The sequence below is a fragment of the Arthrobacter sp. JUb119 genome, assembly GCF_024807995.1.
Taxonomy (GTDB): Bacteria; Actinomycetota; Actinomycetes; order Actinomycetales; family Micrococcaceae; genus Glutamicibacter.
In genome coordinates this window covers 615,032-633,646 of record NZ_JANUFE010000001.1, presented here as the reverse complement: position 1 = coordinate 633,646, position 18,615 = coordinate 615,032, and the positions used below count along the sequence as shown (strand labels likewise).

Annotated in this window: 19 protein-coding genes and 1 tRNA gene; 12 read left to right on the top strand and 8 right to left on the bottom strand. The window is 55.9% G+C overall.

What is annotated here, in order from left to right; translation table 11 throughout:
• The first annotated feature begins 31 nt into the window (after nt 1-31).
• Both M2368_RS03050 and M2368_RS03045 read left to right on the top strand, forming a co-directional pair.
• Nucleotides 32-508: an OsmC family protein gene (locus M2368_RS03050; RefSeq protein ID WP_332486839.1), complete on the top strand. Its 477-nt coding sequence runs from the start codon at nt 32-34 to the stop codon at nt 506-508.
• A 12-nt stretch (nt 509-520) separates the two neighbouring features.
• Nucleotides 521-1,039 carry a globin gene (locus M2368_RS03045; RefSeq protein WP_105659199.1) on the top strand — a complete coding sequence of 173 codons (519 nt, stop codon included), beginning with the start codon at nt 521-523 and terminating at the stop codon, nt 1,037-1,039.
• Between the two features lie 56 nt (nt 1,040-1,095).
• On the opposite strand, the gene M2368_RS03040 is transcribed toward M2368_RS03045, so the two are convergent.
• Nucleotides 1,096-1,755 (bottom strand): DUF8185 domain-containing protein, encoded by a 660-nt coding sequence (locus M2368_RS03040; protein WP_332486837.1) that lies wholly within the window; start codon nt 1,753-1,755, stop codon nt 1,096-1,098.
• 173 nt (nt 1,756-1,928) lie between these two features.
• Here M2368_RS03040 and M2368_RS03035 point away from each other — a divergent pair, with 173 nt between their 5' ends.
• Nucleotides 1,929-2,822: an acyl-CoA thioesterase gene (locus M2368_RS03035; protein ID WP_498723996.1), complete on the top strand. Its 894-nt coding sequence runs from the start codon at nt 1,929-1,931 to the stop codon at nt 2,820-2,822.
• A gap of 31 nt (nt 2,823-2,853) precedes the next feature.
• Here M2368_RS03035 and M2368_RS03030 read toward each other — a convergent pair whose 3' ends face one another.
• A complete protein-coding gene (locus tag M2368_RS03030; RefSeq protein WP_498723995.1) occupies nt 2,854-4,590 on the bottom strand; it encodes an MOSC domain-containing protein in 1,737 nt (578 codons plus the stop codon).
• Between the two features lie 109 nt (nt 4,591-4,699).
• Nucleotides 4,700-5,206, bottom strand: coding sequence for a redox-sensitive transcriptional activator SoxR (gene soxR / locus M2368_RS03025; RefSeq protein WP_498724186.1), 507 nt, complete (start codon nt 5,204-5,206; stop codon nt 4,700-4,702).
• A 132-nt stretch (nt 5,207-5,338) separates the two neighbouring features.
• On the opposite strand from soxR, the gene M2368_RS03020 reads away from it, so the two are divergent.
• Entirely contained in the window at nt 5,339-5,845 is a 507-nt protein-coding gene (locus M2368_RS03020; protein WP_498723994.1) for a flavin reductase family protein, read from the top strand.
• 68 nt (nt 5,846-5,913) lie between these two features.
• Here the strand turns inward: M2368_RS03020 and ettA are convergent, their stop codons facing one another.
• From ettA to M2368_RS03005, 3 genes are all read right to left on the bottom strand, one after another.
• Nucleotides 5,914-7,596 carry an energy-dependent translational throttle protein EttA gene (ettA, locus tag M2368_RS03015; RefSeq protein ID WP_105661447.1) on the bottom strand — a complete coding sequence of 561 codons (1,683 nt, stop codon included), beginning with the start codon at nt 7,594-7,596 and terminating at the stop codon, nt 5,914-5,916.
• Between the two features lie 113 nt (nt 7,597-7,709).
• Nucleotides 7,710-8,159, bottom strand: a complete 450-nt coding sequence (locus tag M2368_RS03010; RefSeq protein WP_400342453.1) for a single-stranded DNA-binding protein — start codon at nt 8,157-8,159, stop codon at nt 7,710-7,712.
• 91 nt (nt 8,160-8,250) lie between these two features.
• A complete protein-coding gene (locus tag M2368_RS03005; RefSeq protein WP_498723993.1) occupies nt 8,251-9,126 on the bottom strand; it encodes a CPBP family intramembrane glutamic endopeptidase in 876 nt (291 codons plus the stop codon).
• 126 nt (nt 9,127-9,252) lie between these two features.
• Here M2368_RS03005 and M2368_RS03000 point away from each other — a divergent pair.
• Nucleotides 9,253-9,326 (top strand) — tRNA-Arg (locus tag M2368_RS03000).
• Nucleotides 9,327-9,406: 80 nt separating this feature from the next.
• Here M2368_RS03000 and M2368_RS02995 read toward each other — a convergent pair.
• A complete protein-coding gene (locus tag M2368_RS02995) occupies nt 9,407-11,119 on the bottom strand; it encodes an FAD-binding dehydrogenase (protein WP_286134578.1) in 1,713 nt (570 codons plus the stop codon).
• Between the two features lie 293 nt (nt 11,120-11,412).
• Here M2368_RS02995 and M2368_RS02990 point away from each other — a divergent pair, with 293 nt between their 5' ends.
• Nucleotides 11,413-12,630, top strand: coding sequence for an MFS transporter (locus tag M2368_RS02990; protein ID WP_498723992.1), 1,218 nt, complete (start codon nt 11,413-11,415; stop codon nt 12,628-12,630).
• On the opposite strand, the gene M2368_RS02985 is transcribed toward M2368_RS02990, so the two are convergent.
• A complete protein-coding gene (locus M2368_RS02985; RefSeq protein ID WP_105659214.1) occupies nt 12,627-13,073 on the bottom strand; it encodes an Lrp/AsnC family transcriptional regulator in 447 nt (148 codons plus the stop codon). The genes M2368_RS02990 and M2368_RS02985 overlap by 4 nt on opposite strands.
• A 154-nt stretch (nt 13,074-13,227) precedes the next feature.
• Between M2368_RS02985 and M2368_RS02980 the strand changes: the two genes are divergently transcribed.
• From M2368_RS02980 to M2368_RS02955, 6 genes are all read left to right on the top strand, one after another.
• Entirely contained in the window at nt 13,228-13,944 is a 717-nt protein-coding gene (locus tag M2368_RS02980) for a LysE family translocator (RefSeq protein ID WP_498723991.1), read from the top strand.
• Between the two features lie 148 nt (nt 13,945-14,092).
• Nucleotides 14,093-14,782 carry an energy-coupling factor ABC transporter ATP-binding protein gene (locus M2368_RS02975; RefSeq protein ID WP_498723990.1) on the top strand — a complete coding sequence of 230 codons (690 nt, stop codon included), beginning with the start codon at nt 14,093-14,095 and terminating at the stop codon, nt 14,780-14,782.
• Nucleotides 14,779-15,384 carry an energy-coupling factor transporter transmembrane component T family protein gene (locus tag M2368_RS02970; RefSeq protein ID WP_332498347.1) on the top strand — a complete coding sequence of 202 codons (606 nt, stop codon included), beginning with the start codon at nt 14,779-14,781 and terminating at the stop codon, nt 15,382-15,384. The genes M2368_RS02975 and M2368_RS02970 overlap by 4 nt, the downstream gene beginning before the upstream one ends.
• Before the next feature lie 45 nt (nt 15,385-15,429).
• A complete protein-coding gene (locus tag M2368_RS02965) occupies nt 15,430-16,011 on the top strand; it encodes a biotin transporter BioY (protein ID WP_332728176.1) in 582 nt (193 codons plus the stop codon).
• A 4-nt stretch (nt 16,012-16,015) separates the two neighbouring features.
• A complete protein-coding gene (locus M2368_RS02960; RefSeq protein ID WP_402734792.1) occupies nt 16,016-17,455 on the top strand; it encodes a class I adenylate-forming enzyme family protein in 1,440 nt (479 codons plus the stop codon).
• Nucleotides 17,452-18,615 carry a thiolase family protein gene (locus M2368_RS02955; protein ID WP_400342458.1) on the top strand — a complete coding sequence of 388 codons (1,164 nt, stop codon included), beginning with the start codon at nt 17,452-17,454 and terminating at the stop codon, nt 18,613-18,615. The genes M2368_RS02960 and M2368_RS02955 overlap by 4 nt, the downstream gene beginning before the upstream one ends.

The following is an 18,615-nucleotide window of genomic DNA, read 5'->3' as shown; positions in this document are numbered from 1 at the left end:
ACCTTTCGGTTAAAAGTGGGAGAATTGACCTATGGACCTCTCGCAACATGAATATCGGGTAGGGCTCGAATGGACAGGCAATCGTGGAACCGGAACGGAAAGCTACCGCAGCTACGGCCGGGACCATGTATTGCGCGCATCGGGCTTGCCAGATTTGCCGGGCACCGCGGATCCAACATTCCATGGGGATCGCGATCGCTGGAATCCAGAACAACTCCTGCTTGCTGCCCTGAGCCAATGCCACATGCTCTCGTATCTGCATGTAGCAGTTACCCACGGCGTGAATATCACGGGTTATACGGACGATGCTTCTGGAACACTGCGTCTCAATCGGGATAACAGCGGTGAATTCACCCAAGCCATCTTGCGGCCCGTCGTTTACCTTGCCGATGAATCCCAACGAGAACTTGCCGATTCGCTCCACTCCCAGGCGAACAAGGTTTGCTTCATCGCCCGGTCCGTCAACTTCCCGGTTCTCCACGAGCCGGTATCCCCTAGCTCCTCCTGAGGATTTTTACGAATGACTGAAAACCTGCCACTTGCACATGACCCGAAAAAGGATCCCTTCAGCAATCCCCTGGTTCTAGGCCGATCCAGCCAAGAATTCTTGGATGCCGCCGAAACGCCGATCGACGTTGCCAACTATCCCGGTACCTTCTACGCAGAGGTTGGCGGTCGCGAGATTTTCGCTCAGCTGACCAAGAATTTCTACAGTTCCGTTGCCGAAGACGAGGATTTCCGTCGGATGTATCCAGAGAAGGAGCTTCGGGCTGCCCAAGTTCGCCTCCAGCTGTTCCTGGAACAATACTGGGGTGGTCCGACAACGTTCTCCGAGCATCGTGGCCACCCTCGGCTCCGCATGCGTCATGCAAATTACCCGGTGAACGGCCACTACCGTGATGTCTGGCTGGGCCATATGAACAAGGCTATCGACCAGCTAGAGCTGCCAATGCTGCAGGCCGAAACCCTTCGGGACTACTTTGAGCGTGCGGCTCACTCGTTGCTGAACACTCCGGATGAACACCGGAATCTGCTCTAAGAATTTATGGACTAGAACCGCCACGGGCGAGTTCTAGTCCATATCCTTATTACTGCTTAGCCGAGCAAAGAGGCTTTGCGGACAAGGACATGCCCTCGCTCGTTACTCAGTCGAGTCCAACTGCCATTGCGGAATACTCGGCTTTGCCCGCCAGGCGCCAGGAAACCCAAGGCATGCATGGCAAATGCGGAGCCCATAGGAATCTTCAAATCTTCTCCTTGCACATCCGCAGCCCAAATTCGCTGCCGTATCTGCACAAGCACAGGCAATCCCGGGTTTTCCGGCAATGCTTGGGCGACGGCGTCGATGCCGTTTTGAGCTGAGGAAGTTAGCATGTCGTTCGCTACGGCTCCTGCATCTTCCCAGCCTGAGACCGGCACGGAGATCCCAGCCCATTTAGGGTTCTCTTCAACCGGTGGGAGCGCGAAGTCGACGGTTGACTCCCCCATGCGAGCAAGGCGATCCTGGATCGATGCCAAGGAATAGCTGGCCTTGAGATCTGCAGGCTGCGCCAAGCGATGAACTCGCATTCCGAGGATGGTATAGCCGCCTTGACCGAGGTCGGAAGGGACCAAAACAGGTACATAGACAGCCAAGGCCGTATTTCGAGCGACGAATTGGGCCGCATCATCTTCAATTGTTTTCGCCCGGCTAATAAAGTTCGCTAAGTCGCTTACTGAATTACTGTCGTCGAAAATCACCGCATCACTAGCCATATATTTATCGTCTCACGGAGCGGCAACTACGCGTGGCGACTTTGCTCATGGCGTGATGCTGCTCCGTGAAACGTATAGTTTTCCTATGAGCCCGAATCTCAACTGAAAATATTACTTTCGAGTAGCATTAAATTTGGTTTTGTTCCGCTATCGCATTCCAAGGAGCCCGCACAGTGACCGAAGACCTAGGCACCACCCAGATCCTGCTGGATCTGTTGAATCTGGATGGAGAAGACCAGGCGCGCACGGATGAGGATATCTTCATCGGCCATACCCCTGGGCAGACTCGACCTCGCGTCTTTGGCGGGCAGGTTCTGGCCCAATCGATCATGGCCGCCACGCGTACAGTTGAAGCGACCCGTACGATCCATTCCCTGCACGGTTACTTCCTGCGTCCGGGAGACCCGAACCAGAACATCACTTTCGGCGTACAGCGCCTGCGCGATGGCCGCTCATTTTCCGCACGTCGAGTGCACGCCTACCAAAATGGCGAACCGATCCTGTCAATGATCACCTCGTTCCAGGAACCGGCAAACGGCCTCGAACACCATGATCCAATGCCTGCCGGAATCCCGGATCCCGAGTCGCTTCCGACTACCGCAGATCTCGTGGGGCACCTGGACCATCCAGTGGCAAAGGAATGGGCTTTCGAACGGCCTTTCGACGTCCGGCATGTTTCGGAACCGATCTACCTTCCAGGAAATTCGGCCAAGCTTGCCGATAGTGCGGTTTGGCTGCGCACCACCTCGGCAATGCCCGATGAGCCCGCCCTGCACCGAGCTGCCTTGGCTTACGCGAGCGACTACATGCTTCTTGAGCCTGCCCTGCGAGCCCATGGAGTGCCATGGGTACATCGCGGCTTGAGCATCGCCAGCCTCGATCACGCAATGTGGTGGCACCGGGATTTCCGAGTCGATGAATGGCTGCTCTACGTACTTCATTCGCCATCGGCCTCGTCGGCCCGCGGACTTGGTGCGGGAAAGTTCTACAACAAGGCAGGCGACCTCGTCGCGACCGTCGCCCAGGAAGGCATGATCCGCTTGCCTGAGTTCGCAGAGGGGCACTAGCCCTCAATCGATAGCGCACCGCCCGCGTGGTTCATGCGTCCAGTTCAATATCGCCTGCTGGTACGGCCATACAGGCGAGGATCTGGCCCGGTGCTACGCGGGCGCTCGGCTCCAACGGGTAGGAAATCCTGCCCCTGAGCAGGCTAACGGCGCATTCGCCGCAAGAACCCGAGCGGCAAAGACTAGCCGGTTCAAGCCCTTGCTCTTCCAGCGCATCAAGCAGCACTCCATTCTCCGCACTCCAGGTGAAATTCTTTTCGCTCCCACGACAAGAGACTTCTGCGGGCGGATAGTTCTCAAAAAGGCGTTCCAGATCGGTCGCCGGTGATGCGAAGGTTTCGCTGTAAATCTGCGAAGCAGAAATTCCCGCTTGCTCGCACGCCTCGAATACCATCTTGGTGAACTCTTCAGGCCCGCACACCACCACCATGCTGCAACCGCGTAGTCGTGCTGCGATCGCAGCAGCCGCTGGCCGCCCCTCGGAGGTGTCGATGCGATCCAAGCTGATTGGCGCCTTCAGCCCGGCAGCCATCTGTTCCAGCCGGCAGTACAAGGCACTGGCTCCGCCACGTTCGACATGGATGAACCTCAGATCTTGGCTGCCATTCACCGCTGCAGCATCCCCGAGCAGCCCCAAAGCAGGAGTGATGCCAATTCCAGCGCTGACGATGGCAGTGCTGGAGCCTAGTACATTAGCCGAGGTCAGCACACCGTACGGCCCTGAGACAAGAAGTTGCTCGTCCTCCTGCAGCTGTGCTATTTTCGCTGAAGCTTCACCTTGGATGCGAACGGCGATACTAATGCCCCGGTCGCTCACCGAGGTGATGGTGTAATTTCTCCACAGCGGATCTGGCAAGTGAACCCTTAGATGCATGCCCGGTTCATACTCAGACTTAATCCATCCGTAAGGATCGTGAAGCAGCAGTTCGACTACTCCTGAGCCCAAGTCCTCGTTTCGAAGTATGGTCATGAACCGTGGAGAGATCTTCACTGGAACCAGTTCTTCGGCTTCTGTTGCTTCGTTTTCTATTTCAATTGAGGCGCCAGTCTCCAAGACCCCGGATTCCAGAACGGTTCCATAAATGCCACAGTGAACGTGGCCAAAGTGCGTTGCCAGCAAACGGGGTCCGTTGGTATCGACTTCGGTAGTATCCGGATTTACCGAGGTTGCTGAGCAACGGGCGATTGATTTGGTAATGGCAATACGGGTTTCGCCTATGCGCAGCACTTTGCCAATAAGCCCATATTCCGAGTATGCGGGCAGGCCTTCCACCACAAGGTTGCCTCGATACCGCCGGGGATCCAAGTGCACCCCGGATACTCGCGACAGCTCCGCAACCGTATTGGGGTTAATAATCGAAATGCCCGACAGTCGCGAATCGAACATTCCGTGCGGTGCAGACACCAATCTTCGCGGTTTTGGCCCCTGCGCCGGCAAGTGATTCGACAGATAGGCGCTGGCGGCATCCCTGCCATGCTGGCTACTGGCATCAAAGGTCAATGGTGCCGCACCTGTAGATGCTGGCGCGGTCATGGTGATAAGTGGAAAACTGGATTCAACTTGCCACTTTTGCAGGCTCTTGTTGTTCTTGAGAATAGTGAAGCTTAGGCAGCTCTGCCACTGCCCGTCTTGGTGCTCAATTGTGCCGTTTCCGAAGGCGACACAGCGATCGCCCTCTAGCCCGCTTCCCTTTTTGGCTGCGACCGAACTGACTGCTTCGCCTGGTAGCCCTTTAACAGGAAAGCGATATATTTGAGCAATTTTCATGATTACATTCTAGTAAGTGCCGAGTTCAGTACGGGAGTTCGAGGCGGCGCCAATCGAAGGCGCCAGAGGATATCGGAATTTCAAAACAGGTAATGTTCTGCCCCTCCGGCTACATGGACTGCTCCCCGGCATCTGCGGGTGCTTCCAATCGCCGCGCGCCCACACCTTCACGCGCCAATTGGTCTTCCGGATTCAGGAGGCTGCAGGCCTGCATCGACAGGCAGCCGCATCCAATGCATCCCATAAGCCGATCTTCTAATTCCTCGATGGCACGCCGCCTCGCTTCGAGTACTTTCTTCCATTCCTCTGTCGCGCGAAGCCAGTCTCTTTCCTCGGGGATTTTTCCCATCGGCACTGGTGCCAAAGCACGCTTGATGTCGCTGAGTGGGATGCCCAACTTACTGCCGACACTGATCAACGAGATACGACGCAGCAAGTGGCGAGGATAGCGTCGCTGATTCCCCGCTGTCCGCATGGAAGCGATCAGCCCAATATCTTCGTAATAATGCAGTGCAGATCTGGCCACACCAGTGCGTTCGCTAACCTGCCCGATGCTTAGCAGCTCACGCCCGGGAAAATCTTTTTCGGAATCCCCAGATTCCGCTGTGTGAAGCATCACCACCCCTTTCCTTGACCTCAAGTTTACTTGAGGTCTTAGGGTGGAAGTATTCAAAGTTGTTGGCAAAAGCTCGGGCTTTTGCATCAGTTACTGGAGTTTTATTCCAACTCCAGGCAAAGGAGCGGCTCAGTGAGCGAATTATCAGATGGATTCCGTGCAGCCTTCCGTCACCATCCTGCTGGAGTAGCAGTGATTACTGCAGCGGTCGACGGGGCATTCTACGGTTTAACTATCTCTTCCCTCGCTTCGCTTTCCATTGATCCCGTTGCCGTTTCGTTCTCGCTGGCCAAAGAATCCGGCGCTGCCGGCGCTGTGCTAGCAGCACCGAGTTTCGTGATCCATATGCTCGGCGAAGACCAGCACGAGCTGGCAAATAATTTCGCGCGCCCGGGTGCCCCACGATTTACCAGCGATCAACATTTCCGGGTCTTGCCCACCGGCGAGCCACATTTCATCGAGGCTCCCGTTGCTTTCCGCGCCAGTATCCACTCCTCCATCAGCGTTGGAGGCTCCCGCCTGATTGCTGCTGAAGTCCATGCGGTACTCTTCGGGCATGCGCAACAGCAACACCTGCTTTACCAGGATCGCGAGTATCTGAAATTGTCCGGATTGCGTGCCGATTCGACGACGAGCTAATTGAACGATGCCTCCTGCGGCATAAAAATAGCCGCCACAAATGTGGCGGCTATTTTCATGCCCGTGGATTAGTCGCGGGTCAGGCGACGGTGGGTAACACGGTGCGGCTTAGCCGCGTCGGCACCCAATCGTTCAACCTTGTTGCTCTCGTAAGAGTCGAAGTTGCCTTCGAACCAGTACCAGTTCGATGGGTTCTCCTCAGTGCCCTCGTACGACAAGATGTGGGTCGCGACTCGGTCCAGGAACCAACGGTCGTGGGAGACCACTACAGCGCAACCCGGGAACTCAAGCAGCGCGTTTTCCAACGACGACAGGGTTTCAACGTCCAAGTCGTTAGTAGGCTCATCGAGCAGCAACAGGTTGCCACCCTGCTTGAGGGTCAGTGCCAGGTTCAGACGGTTGCGCTCACCACCGGAGAGAACACCTGCCTTCTTCTGCTGGTCTGGGCCCTTGAACCCGAACGCCGAAACGTAGGCACGCGATGGCATCTCAACTTGACCGACGTTGATGTAATCGAGGCCGTCAGAAACGACCTCCCACAACGACTTCTCTGGGTCGATATTTTCGCGATTCTGGTCGACATAGGAAATCTTGACCGTGTCGCCGACCTTCAGGGTGCCACCGTCAAGCTCTTCCATGCCAACGATGGTCTTGAACAGGGTCGACTTGCCGACGCCGTTGGGACCAATGACACCCACGATGCCGTTGCGCGGTAGCGAGAAGGACAGACCATCGATCAATACACGATCGCCGAATCCCTTCTTCAAGTTTTCGGCTTCGATTACCAGCTGGCCCAGGCGCGGGCCTGGCGGAATCTGGATTTCTTCGAAGTCCAGCTTGCGGGTGCGCTCGGCTTCCGCAGCCATTTCCTCGTAGCGCGCCAGACGAGCCTTCGACTTAGTCTGACGGCCCTTGGCGTTCGAACGAACCCACTCGAGTTCTTCTGCCAGACGCTTAGCAAGCTTCTGGTCTTTCTTGCCCTGAACTTCCATGCGCTCGCGCTTCTTCTCCAGGTAAGTGGAGTAGTTGCCCTCGTATGGGTGCAGGCGACCGCGGTCAACTTCACAGATCCATTCGGCGACATGGTCCAGGAAGTAGCGGTCGTGGGTTACGGCCAGCACGGCGCCCGGGTAAGATGCCAGGTGCTGTTCCAGCCACAGTACGGACTCTGCGTCCAAGTGGTTAGTAGGCTCATCGAGCAGCAGCAAGTCCGGCTTCTGCAGGAGAAGCTTGCACAGTGCTACACGTCGACGTTCACCACCGGAGAGGTGGGTAACTTTCTCGTCGCCTGGTGGGCAGCGCAGCGCGTCCATTGCCTGTTCGAGCTGATTGTCGATGTCCCAAGCGTCGGCAGCGTCAATCGCTTCCTGCAGCTTGCCCATTTCTTCCAGGAGCGTGTCGAAGTCGGCACCGTCCTGTGCCATCTCTTCCGAGATTTCGTTGAAGCGAGTGATCTTTTCATAGATCTCGCCAACACCTTCCTGGACGTTGCCCAGGACGGTCTTTTCTTCATTCAGTGGGGGTTCCTGCAGCAGGATGCCTACCGAGTAGCCCGGTGAAAGACGCGCTTCACCGTTGGAGGGAGTATCGATCCCCGCCATGATCTTTAGGATCGTTGACTTACCAGCACCGTTGGGTCCCACGACGCCAATTTTGGCACCGGGGAAGAACGACATGCTGACATTGTCAAGGATGACTTTGTCGCCAACGGCCTTGCGAGCCTTGGTCATCGTGTAAATGAATTCCGCCATGTTCTTAAGGCTAGTCTGTTGCGGGGGTCATTTCCGAATCCACACACCACTATTTTGGGTTGGTGGTGCCCGGATTCACACGAAACCCTCAAACACCACCAGAACACGCGTCTTCAGGCCGCTTCCCCATCCTCGCTTTGCCAGCTCGCTTCAGTGTCGGACGAACGTGACGGGTGCTGCACACGCTCCATTTCGCCGGTATCTGTCCGTACACGGTTGAAGGAACTCGTTCCAAAACGCAGATCGTGACCAATTGAATAAGCCTCGATATCTGCGCTATTCCCTCGCGAGCCATCTGCTCGTTCGAATTCTCGGATCTGCAACTTTCCGAAAATCATTACATGGTCGCCTTGCCCCAGGGATTCCATGGAATTCTCTCCCAGGGTACGGAACGCCGAAACCGCATACCAATTGGTCGGCCCGTCGACCCACTGCCCTGTTTCAAGATCGCGTTTTCGCTCATGCGTCGCTACTCGGAATTTCAAGATGGAAACGCCCTTGGGCGTAATGCTGAGTTGAGGTTCCGTTCCGACAATTCCGCGGATTGTCACAAGATCGCTCATTGGACTGCCTCCTATTGGATACAAATGGCAGAAGCCTTTTCTGCCATTGAATCCGATGATGGCGCACCGCAAGATCCGGTCGGACGCAAAGTCAACGGCCTGTGGATAAATCTTTAGCCCATTGAGGTTTGAATGCGCCTTTCAATAGCATGGCGGCTATGACGATTCCTGGCAAGATCCAGCCGGACCAACCCATGATTGATGCTTTTGTTGCGTCCAAAGGAACTCCCATCACCATAAACAGTGAAACCAATCCCACGCTGGCGTTGAAGGCTCCATGCGCCAAAGCCGCTGGCCATACGGAATCACTGTAGGTACGCAACCAGCCAAGGAAGGCGCCAAATACGGTACACATGCCGCACATAGCCATGACTCCCCACGCGCCCGCAGCCATCGGATAGTTGTAGCCCAGAAGCACCAATGGTGCATGCCAGATCCCCCAGACGACGCCGGATACAAGAATTGATACAAGTTGCCCATAAGGCTGCAGGCGAATCCAAAGCCATCCCCGCCAACCAATCTCCTCTCCTAAAGCAAACAAGGAATTCATGAGGCCAGCGACAACTATCAACCCCGCCTGTCCGAGAAGGTAGATTGTCGGGCCTTCCTGGCCGGAGACAACGCGCAGTACGGTGAAATTCTGCAGATCACCAGGGAAGACCCCTAGCCATGTTCCGATGAAGGGCGCTTGAAGTATGAGCCCGAGCGGAATCACATAGGACAGCACCAGTGCGATGGCAAACTTCCCCGGACGCTTGATTGGCCAGAGCCCAACCTCGGAGCTGAAGCTCGTTAGCCGGCGTTCGACAATGGCAATCACTAGAGCAGCGATGGTCGGGGTAAACATCATTGCCATGGCGATTCCTGGAAGCTTGGCATCATTTATGCCTTCTCCCATCCAAAGCGGCAACGCTACGGCCCAAGCTAAAACCACGCTTAGCACACAGAAGCACACGATGCTCAACACGCTACCGATTCTCAATTTCGGCAACTTAACTACTCCTAATCAGATGATGATCTACATTCGCTTCTCCAGCCTATCGGCCTCAAGTCGTATTTTTGGTGATCAATGAGCTAAACTATTTTCGGTTATGCCTCCGTAGCTCAGCTGGATAGAGCAAGAGCCTTCTAATCTCTAGGTCGCCGGTTCGAATCCGGCCGGGGGTACGAAATAAACCGCCGTTCACTTGGTAATACAAGTGAACGGCGGTTTTCGCATCTATCCAGATCTAGGAATTTGACCAGTGTTAGGCCTCATTTCTAGCTTGAGGCCCTTTCCGGCCGAGCCTGTCAGCCAGCCCTCGTCCTATTTGCCGGCCACTAAATAAGCACCCGCCCAAGAAAGTTCCTTCCAGCGCGTTGTACCCATGCATCCCGCCGCCCCCGAATCCAGAAGCTTCACCGGCCGCATAAAGCCCGTCAAGAACTGTTCCGTCGTATTTGAGGACTCGCCCAGATAGGTCTGTCTGCAGTCCGCCTAATGACTTTCGCGTCAGAATGTGCAGCTTCACAGCTATCAATGGCCCCGCCGCAGGATCGAGTATCCTGTGCGGAGCAACTGCTCGGGTCAAACGGTCTCCGATGTACTTTCGGGCATTGCGGATAGATTGAATTTGGCGATCTTTGCTAAATGGATTTTCAGTTTGCGAATCACGAACCATTAATTGCTGGTGAAGCCGCATCGGATCAATATGTGCTTCCGGCGCGATTGCATTCATTTTCGTCACGAGCTCCTCGACGGTAGTCGCTGAAACGAAATCCGCACCTTTGTTCAAGAAATCCGTGACCGGCCCCGGAGCACCCTTGCCAAAGAACCGGTCCTTGATAACTCCGGCTTTATCCCGATTAGTCAGATCTGGATTTTGCTCCGACCCTGACAGCGCAAACTCCTTCTCGATAATTCGCTGATTCAGCACGAACCATGAATAGTCGTACTTTCGCGCAGTGGGATCGGTGCGCAGGTATTTCAACGTGCCCAAAGTGTCGTGCCCCGGAAGGCAAGGAGGACGAAGGCGGTTCCCTTCGGCATCGAACCACATCGGGCTTGGACCGGGCAAAATTCTAATTCCATGAGCGGGCCAAATTGGGTTCCAATTCTGGATTCCCTCTGTGTAATGCCACATTCGATCGCGGTTAACAAGACGCGCCCCCACCTCCTGCGAGAGTTCAATGCCGCTGCCGTCAACATAATTCGGAACGCCGGTAATCATGCGCCCCGGCGCGATGCCGAGCCTGTCGGGCCAGAGTTTCCGAACCAGGTCCTGATTTCCGCCTATTCCCCCGGTTGCAATCACCACTGCTTCAGCCGAAAACTCGAACTCCGAAACCACGTTTCTTGACGACTGTTGCCCGCGTGGAGCGTCATCAGGCGACAAGACCTCACCGCGAACGCCGGTAACTGAACCGTCAGTGGTCACCAATCCAGTAACCCTGTGGCGGTTGAGCAACTCGGCATGTCCCGTTTGCAGTCCGTCGAGCACCCTATTCACAAATGGCATCGATACCCCGGTGCCAGTTCCCCAGGCGATGTGAAATCTGGGTACAGAATTCCCATGCCCTTCGGCGCGACCATCGCCGCGCTCTGCCCAGCCCACAACTGGAGTCAGATCTATGCCTTTTTGCTTGATCCAGGACCGTTTTTCAGTAGCTGCGAACTCCACGTAGGCTTTGGCCCAACGTTGCGCCCACAGGTCCTCATCGTCCAACCGGTCAAATTGTGCACTATGCTGCCAATCCGACCAGGCAAGGTCAAAAGAATCACGAACTCCCAAGCGGCGCTGTTCAGGAGTATCAACGAGAAACAGTCCCCCAAAAGACCAGTAAGCCTGGCCGCCGAGATTACCCCTGTTTTCCTGATCCAGGATTCGGACTCTCAGTCCTGCATCAAGTGCCTCGGACGCTGCAACCAGCCCGGCCAATCCAGCACCCACGATGATCACTCCGCATTGTTCGGAACTCAACTTCACGATCCCACCTCTGCACGCAAGAAATTTACGAGTTTTCATCTCGAGCGTACTTCCCGGTGGGCAATGCCACCATACCCGTATTTTCCGCAAAGAAATCTGCTGACTAGCGAGAACTTTCGTTCTTCACCACCGTTTCTTTTCCTGGTCCGGCCGTCGAATCTGTGAATGTCATGATCGTGAGCCGTGCAGCGGCGCATAATCACGCAGAATCCCGACTGAACAGTAACTTATCCCCCTAATTTGAGATAAACTCTAGGAATTGTAGAAATCGAAAGGGACAGTGCCCGATGACCCAACTGGTCGCCCACCTCGCGCGACAGAGAATCACGGAACGCACCAGCATCAATCTAATATTCCTTCTTGCAGGATTATCTTTTGCGACTTGGGCAGGCCGCCTCTCCATTATCGACGCTGTTTTCGATTTCTCTGGCTTGAACCTCGGGTCGTTCTTGATTTGCAGCACCATCGGAACTTTGCTCGGAATCTCCCTTATTCCGTCGGTGAGCAAATTCGTTCCAACACGCCGCCTGTTGTGCTGTTTGCCCATCGGATTAGCAGCATGCTTGGTCGTACTGGGCATAGCTATTTCCATAACCGAGGAAGCCACTCTTGCCTACGTAGCCCTGTTCTTTTACGGGCTTACTTTTGGCTGTTTGGACATCATGATGAACGTCAGCGGCGCACAGGTTGAACGTCGCGTGGGCCGCAGCATCATGCCTTCCCTTCACGGGTTCTTCAGCCTGGGAACCCTAATTGGCGCCGGGGTGGCAACAGCAACCATTTCCTTGAATATCTCGAGCCTTTGGCACTTCTCGTTTGTCGCGGTCATCATTCTTCTTCTCGCTTACGTTGCCCATCGAGGTATTACCTGCTGGGAAAACGAAAATTTGGTTCCAATCAACAAGGATGTCCGCCAGAACCGAACTCAATCAACGCACAAAATGGGACTCTTGCTGCTGCTTGGCATAATGGTCGCCGGTTTAAGTTTCAGCGAGGGTGCGGCCAATGATTGGATTGCCGTTACTTCGGTTGACGGGCACGGTTTCAAGCATCAAATTGGCGCGCTCATGTTCACCTTGTTCGTCGCAGCAATGACGCTGGGACGCTTTGTCGGCGGTCGCCTTGTGGACCGCTTCGGCACGAAAAATACACTCCTGATCATGGGAATTATCGGCCTTCTCGGCGTCGGCTTGTTCATCACCGGCACAAGTCCCTCCCTAGTAGGCTTCGGTGCAGCATTGTGGGGCCTCGGTAGCTCGCTCGGCTTCCCCTTGGGCATGAGCATCGCTGCTTCCCGCGGAGAACGCCTGGGTCCAAAAGCGGTGAGCATCGTCAGTGCGTTTGGATATGGAGCAATGCTTGGCGGTCCGCCATTTATTGGTTTCGTCGTCGATACCTTGAAGTTGCCTCAGGCCTTATGGATTTGCGCGGTAGTTCTGATTATTTCGTTGTCCTTGACGCCGGCGGTAACCCGCAACCGGAAGCCGTCCGACAAGACGTCCTAGACGGGCAGAACCGCACGCTCCTTGATGTTTCGCATGACTATGGTGCTCGTCAATTTTTCCACGCCCGGTAGATCAACTAGGACCTCGTCGTATACACGCTGGTAATGCGGCAGATCCTTGGCAAAGACTCGCAATAGGAAGTCTGGCTCGCCGAAAAGGCGCTGCGCATCAACTATTAGCTCTTCCCTCTCTACTGCTAATTCAAAATGCTTAAGCTGCGCTCTGTCTTTCAACGTGACGAAAACCAGGGCCTCGAATCCCAGTCCAACCTTCTCCGGGTCAATCACCGCTTGGTAGCCGCTGATGACTCCCCTGCGCTCAAGATCTTTGATCCGGCGATGGCAGGGAGCCACCGATAGCCCAACTTTTGCAGCTACCGCGGTAGCGCTCATCCGTCCGTCATTCTGCAACTCGGCCAAGATCGCACGGTCTAGTTCATCCATGAAATCAGACTACAGCACAAATAATTTGCGCCATTTAACGCCAGAGCAATTTTTTCTTGCCGAAGGGCCGGGTATCCCCAAAGAATCGGCAAGCACATTTCACGATTTTTTCCTTACTGTTATCAGAGCACAGGTTTCTAGATTTGGAGAAGCAATGGATCACTCGCAGTTCACCGGGTTCCTCTTGGTATCGGTGACGTTGGCGTGCACGCCCGGCGCCGACTGGGCGTACATCATTTCCTCTGCACTGGGCAAAACCAGCTATCGCCCAGCCGTATGGGGATTGCTCTCGGGATACCTGGTTCATACTGCATTGCTGGTGTGCGGAATTGCGGCCCTGGTCGCGAGTTCCCCGTCACTTCCCCTCTGGCTCACGGCAGCCGGATCGGTCTATCTGCTGTGGCTAGGCATTGCGACCCTGCGTTCCTGCAGGAACGCCAGGTTCTTTGATGCCGATGCTCCATCTACCTCCGAAATTGAAGCACTCGATGGCGATTACCCTCGGAGCAATCCCGAACCTACCGATAGCACCGTCGCGCTGTTGGACAAGGTCCGGCATCGATCGCTACGCGGCCAATTCCTCAAGGGCCTGCTCACCAGCGGCACTAACCCCAAGGCACTACTGCTGTATGTGGCCCTCATCCCGCAGTACCTGGATTCATCCCTGGATCTTCCGCTCTCCCTGCAAACCGGCGCTCTTGGGCTTACTCATTTCGCGGTATCGATCCTCGTGTACTTCTCCGTTGCATTGGCTGCCAGGGTGCTGCTTCGCTCCCGGCCCATGGCGGCACGCATCGTAACCATGTGCTCCGGAACCATAATGATCCTCTTGGCCCTGGGCTTGGTCTACGAACAATTCTTCGTTGCATAAGAATTTATTGAACACTGATCAAGACAATTGAACGGTGATCAAGTATGCTCTTAATCGATGGCTCTTCGGTCATCTGTAACGCAAGCATGAATGGCTGTCCGATCATGGAGCCCGCCGTTCAAGCTACGAACCTTGCGCTGGAGCACTCGTGGAACTACCCCCAATTCGATTTGAGAATGTCACTGTCCGCTTTGAAGAGCGCGATGTCCTCAAAGATGTGCGCTTGACTCTCAACGAACAGCGCATCGGCATTATCGGGGCAAACGGTGCTGGGAAGAGTACGCTCTCCCGGCTCATCAATGGCCTCGTTTTGCCTACTGAAGGATCCGTGCACGTTGGCGACCTGAACACTCGGAATCATGCAAAGCAGATCCGCCGCGATGTGGGTTTTGTCTTCCAGAATCCAGCAAATCAAATCATCATGCCGCTGGTCTATGAAGACATTGCGTTCGGACTGAAGAATTTGCAAATTCCCAAAGCAGAGCGCCAATTGCGCGTGCAAGAGACACTGGCAGAGCTCAACATCTCGCATCTGGCAGATCGCGAAAGCCACACTCTTTCCGGCGGCGAGCAGCAAATGGTCGCACTCGCTTCCGTCCTTGCCATGCGGCCACGAACCATTGTTTTCGATGAACCCACTACGATGCTGGATCTGCGCAATCGACTTGCTTTCCAACGCGAAATTGCCAAGCTGGCACAACGTGCAATTGTGGTGACGCACGATTTAGAAATACTTGAAGATTTCGACCGCGTTCTCGTGGTCACCGACGGAGCTATCGAATTCGATGGCCGACCGGAAGAAGCAATCGCCCATTACCGCCAATGGAGCCACGCATGATCGCGTCCAAGAATACTTCGTATCTAGCGCGTGTTAAGCCGGGATGGAAATTCGGGACATTGCTGGTTCTGAGCATCGGGCTTTACTTGATTAGCTCGTGGCAGGTCTTGCTGCCCCTGTTCATTCTCAGTGCGATACTGCTGCTTTCGGCTAGGGTCGACCTCAAGCAGCTGCGCATGCCACTGTTCTCATTGGCCATGATTCTCGGCATCGTCTTCATTCTTCTCGGCCTGCAAACCGATTGGGCCAACGCCGTGGTCTCGGTCCTGCGGCTGCTGACCATGTGCCTGATGGCCTACGCCGTCAGCCTCACCACAAGCTTTGACGCGATGCTCGAGCTCTTCCAACAGGTTGCCTCTCCATTACGATTCCTTGGAGCTAATCCAGCGCAAATCGCATTGGGATTGTCCATGACAATACGGTTCATTCCGGAGTTGAAAAAGGTATACCTCGAAGTCCGCGAAGCCCAGCATGCTCGGGGTCTGGGCAACAATCCGTTGGCCGTGAGTGTCCCATTAGTTATCAGATCACTAAAAATCGCTGACGAGACAGCCGAAGCGTTAGACGCCCGCGGCTACGATTCAGCACCTTACCGACGCTAAGCGCATCAGCTACTTCCATCTCGCTCGCACTTCCAAGGAAACACAATGCCAACTCGCACCGACTCAACTTCGCAAACTCGCAATACGGTATACGTCGCAGTCTTTGCCGCCATGATCGCGGCCATGGGGCTCCTTCCCCCTATTACATTGGGGATCATCCCGGTACCCATTACCCTGCAAACCCTGGGTGTCATGCTGGCCGGCGCCTTATTGGGACCTTGGCGAGGTTCGTTGGCCTCACTGGTTGTCGTAGTCCTGTCTTTGGCAGGGCTGCCCTTGTTGGCTGGTGGGCGTGGTGGGCTTGGAGTCCTGTTCGGGCCGACCGGCGGATATCTCATTGGATGGATTTTCGGCTCACTCGTTATTGGAGCCCTCTTCAAATACTGGGTTCTGCGCAACGAAAACAAGGTCGCCCGATTCATGTCCGGACTGGCCTCGGCTCTCGTTGGCGGAATCGTCGTCATCTATCTGTTTGGCGTTCCGTGGACCGCTGCTGTTACCGGGCTTGATCTGGGCACATCCTTGCTGGGGTCTCTCGGATTCCTGCCCGGGGACGTCCTCAAAGCCGTAGTCGCCACCCTGGTGGCCCTGACCGTGCACCGTAGCTACCGCGGGTTGATGAAGTAGCTCGATGGAACTGTGGCAGGCACTGGCAAGGTGGGCCAATCAACGACCGGATCATCTTGCCCTGCTCACGGTTGAAAGCCGGCTGACTTATGCGCAGTTGGCCAGCAGAAGCGGTGCTCTGGCCAAGCGGCTAGAATCCGTTCCAGGCAATCGGATCGCTGTGCACACCAGCGATCCGATTGAGATGGCCATCGCTTTTTATGCGATCGCGCGCAGTGGCAAGACATTGGTGGTGATTGACCCTGCTTGGCCCGGAAATCTGGCCACTTCCATGGCAACCGCTCTTCAATGCGATTTCGTGCTTGAATCGACGGTTCCGCGGCCTTTGCCCGGCGTCCCAAGATTCGCCTTGCCGCCCGAGCCACCCGAGCCCGGTGAATACATTGCGCCCGCGACCAAGACTCATTGCGCTGAAGACCTGCTGATCATTTGTACTTCTGGAAGCTCATCGCGTCCCAAGGCTGTGCTCCGGAGTGCTGCATCGTGGGAAGCGTCCCTGAGTGCCGGTGCCACGATCTTGGGCGCTTCGCCAGATGATTCCACTCTTTGCCCGAGTCCCATTTCCCACGGTCTGGGCCTCTACGCGATGGTCGAGTCCCTGCATACTGGCGGCACCTTCGTGGCTTCCGGAAAATGGGATCAAAAGGGCGTTGCATCATTGCTGGCGCGCGTCAGCTGCACCCGTATCGTCAGCGTACCGACAATTCTAGGCAAGGTGCTGGCCCTGGATGACCCGGCACGGTTCTCCAGCCTGCGATTGGTCATCAGCGGAGGGGAATCCCTGGACCAGGAGACCATGCAAACTCTTCACCAGATGGCTCCCTCGGCGCGCTGCGTTGAATATTTCGGGAGCAGCGAGCACAGCCTCATCGCGTATCGCGAGCGACTGGCCAACCATCCGCGAACTCCCTATTTCGACGGTCAGCTGTTTCCCGGGGTGCAGGCTCACACCCATGAGGCAACGCCGGGTTCAGGCTTTGGCTCGCTCTATATCGATAGCCCGTTCAACGCCAAGGGGTACGACCTTAGCTCGGACTCTGTCATCGCTCGGTGCGGCACAGCAATCGGCATTGGTGATCAGGCGAAGCTCCTGGGTTCAAATCGCATCGTCCTGTCCCGTCGCAACGACGGGATGATGAATCTCAACGGAAACAATATCCACCCGGGCGAAGTGGGCGCAGCGCTTAATGCCGAGGGGCTGGCCAATGCCGTAGTGCGGATCGATGCATCGAGCGCACCAGCCAGGTTGCTGGCCTACACGGTTTCGCCACCCCGCAATCCGTCCGCTCTTCTCACCGGCCTGCAGAAGCATTTGCCCCAGTACAAGATCCCGCACCAAATCATCTACTTGCGATCGTGGCCCGAGACCTTCAGCGGAAAATTGAATGCCTCGGCTTTGGACTTCCAGGATCTGGACATTGAACGGAGCGACTGGCTCAGATGAATGACGCCTTCATTATCAATGCAGCACGCACGCCCATCGTTAGAGCAGGCAAGGAGTATTCCCGCATTACCGCAGACCAACTGCTGGCTCGGGTGATCAACGCGCTAATAGATCGAAGCGGCATCTCCCCTGCGGATGTAGACCACGTATTTGCCGGCAATGCGGCGGGACCGGGCGGAAATATAGCGCGAGTGTCTGCTTTGGCGTCGGTGCTGCCCAAGACCGTCAGCGCGACCAGCATCGATGCCCAATGCGCCAGTGGACTGGACGCAATTGCCGCCGCTGCGCGGATGATACGTTGCGGTGAAGCGCATGTCGTGGTGGCCGGTGGCGTGGAGTCGGTGAGTACCGCGCCATGGCGGGTTGAAAAGCAAACCTCCGTAATCCAGCCTCCGCGCCTCTACTCGCGTGCCCGATTCACTCCAGAGCGAGACCCGGACCCCGAAATGGGCGAAGCTGCGGAGAATATTGCCCAGTCCTACGGCATTGCACAAGAGCGGCAAGATTCTTTCGCATTGCAGAGCCACCAACGTGCGCTGCGCGCTCAAGCGGCTGGACTCTTTGATCGCGAGCTTGTCACCGTGGATACAAGCAACGGGCAAGTAGCGGCCGACACCTGCCCCAGGCCCGGACTGACACTTCGCAAGCTCGCTGCGCTCAAGCCGGCATTCCTACCCGGTGGCACCGTGACTGCGGGAAACTCCTGCCCGATTAACGATGGTGCAGCCGCGGTAATCTTGGTGAGCGAACAAATGCGCCAGAGACTGAACCCAACCTTCGCAATGCGCTACCTTGCTTCTGCTTCAGGTGCTTGCGATCCCGGCATTCTCGGCATGGCGGCGGTACCGGCGTACCGCAAGCTCATCGGCCTGCTGCCATCCGCTGCTGCTTCCAGCACTCCACTGATCGAGTTCAACGAAGCCTTTGCGGTCCAGGCCCTGGCATGCCTCGATGAGCTAGGGATCACCGAGGTGACGGTGAACCAGGGTGGCGGGGCCTTGGCGTTGGGACACCCCTACGGTGCTAGCGGCGCGATTCTTGCGACTCGGCTGTTCTGGCAGGCCAACCAGGCACGGATACCTGGGCAAAGGGCGATCGCGCTCATGGCCGCCGCGGGTGGCACCGGAAGCGCGGTTGCTTTCGAGTCAGTACCGCATTGA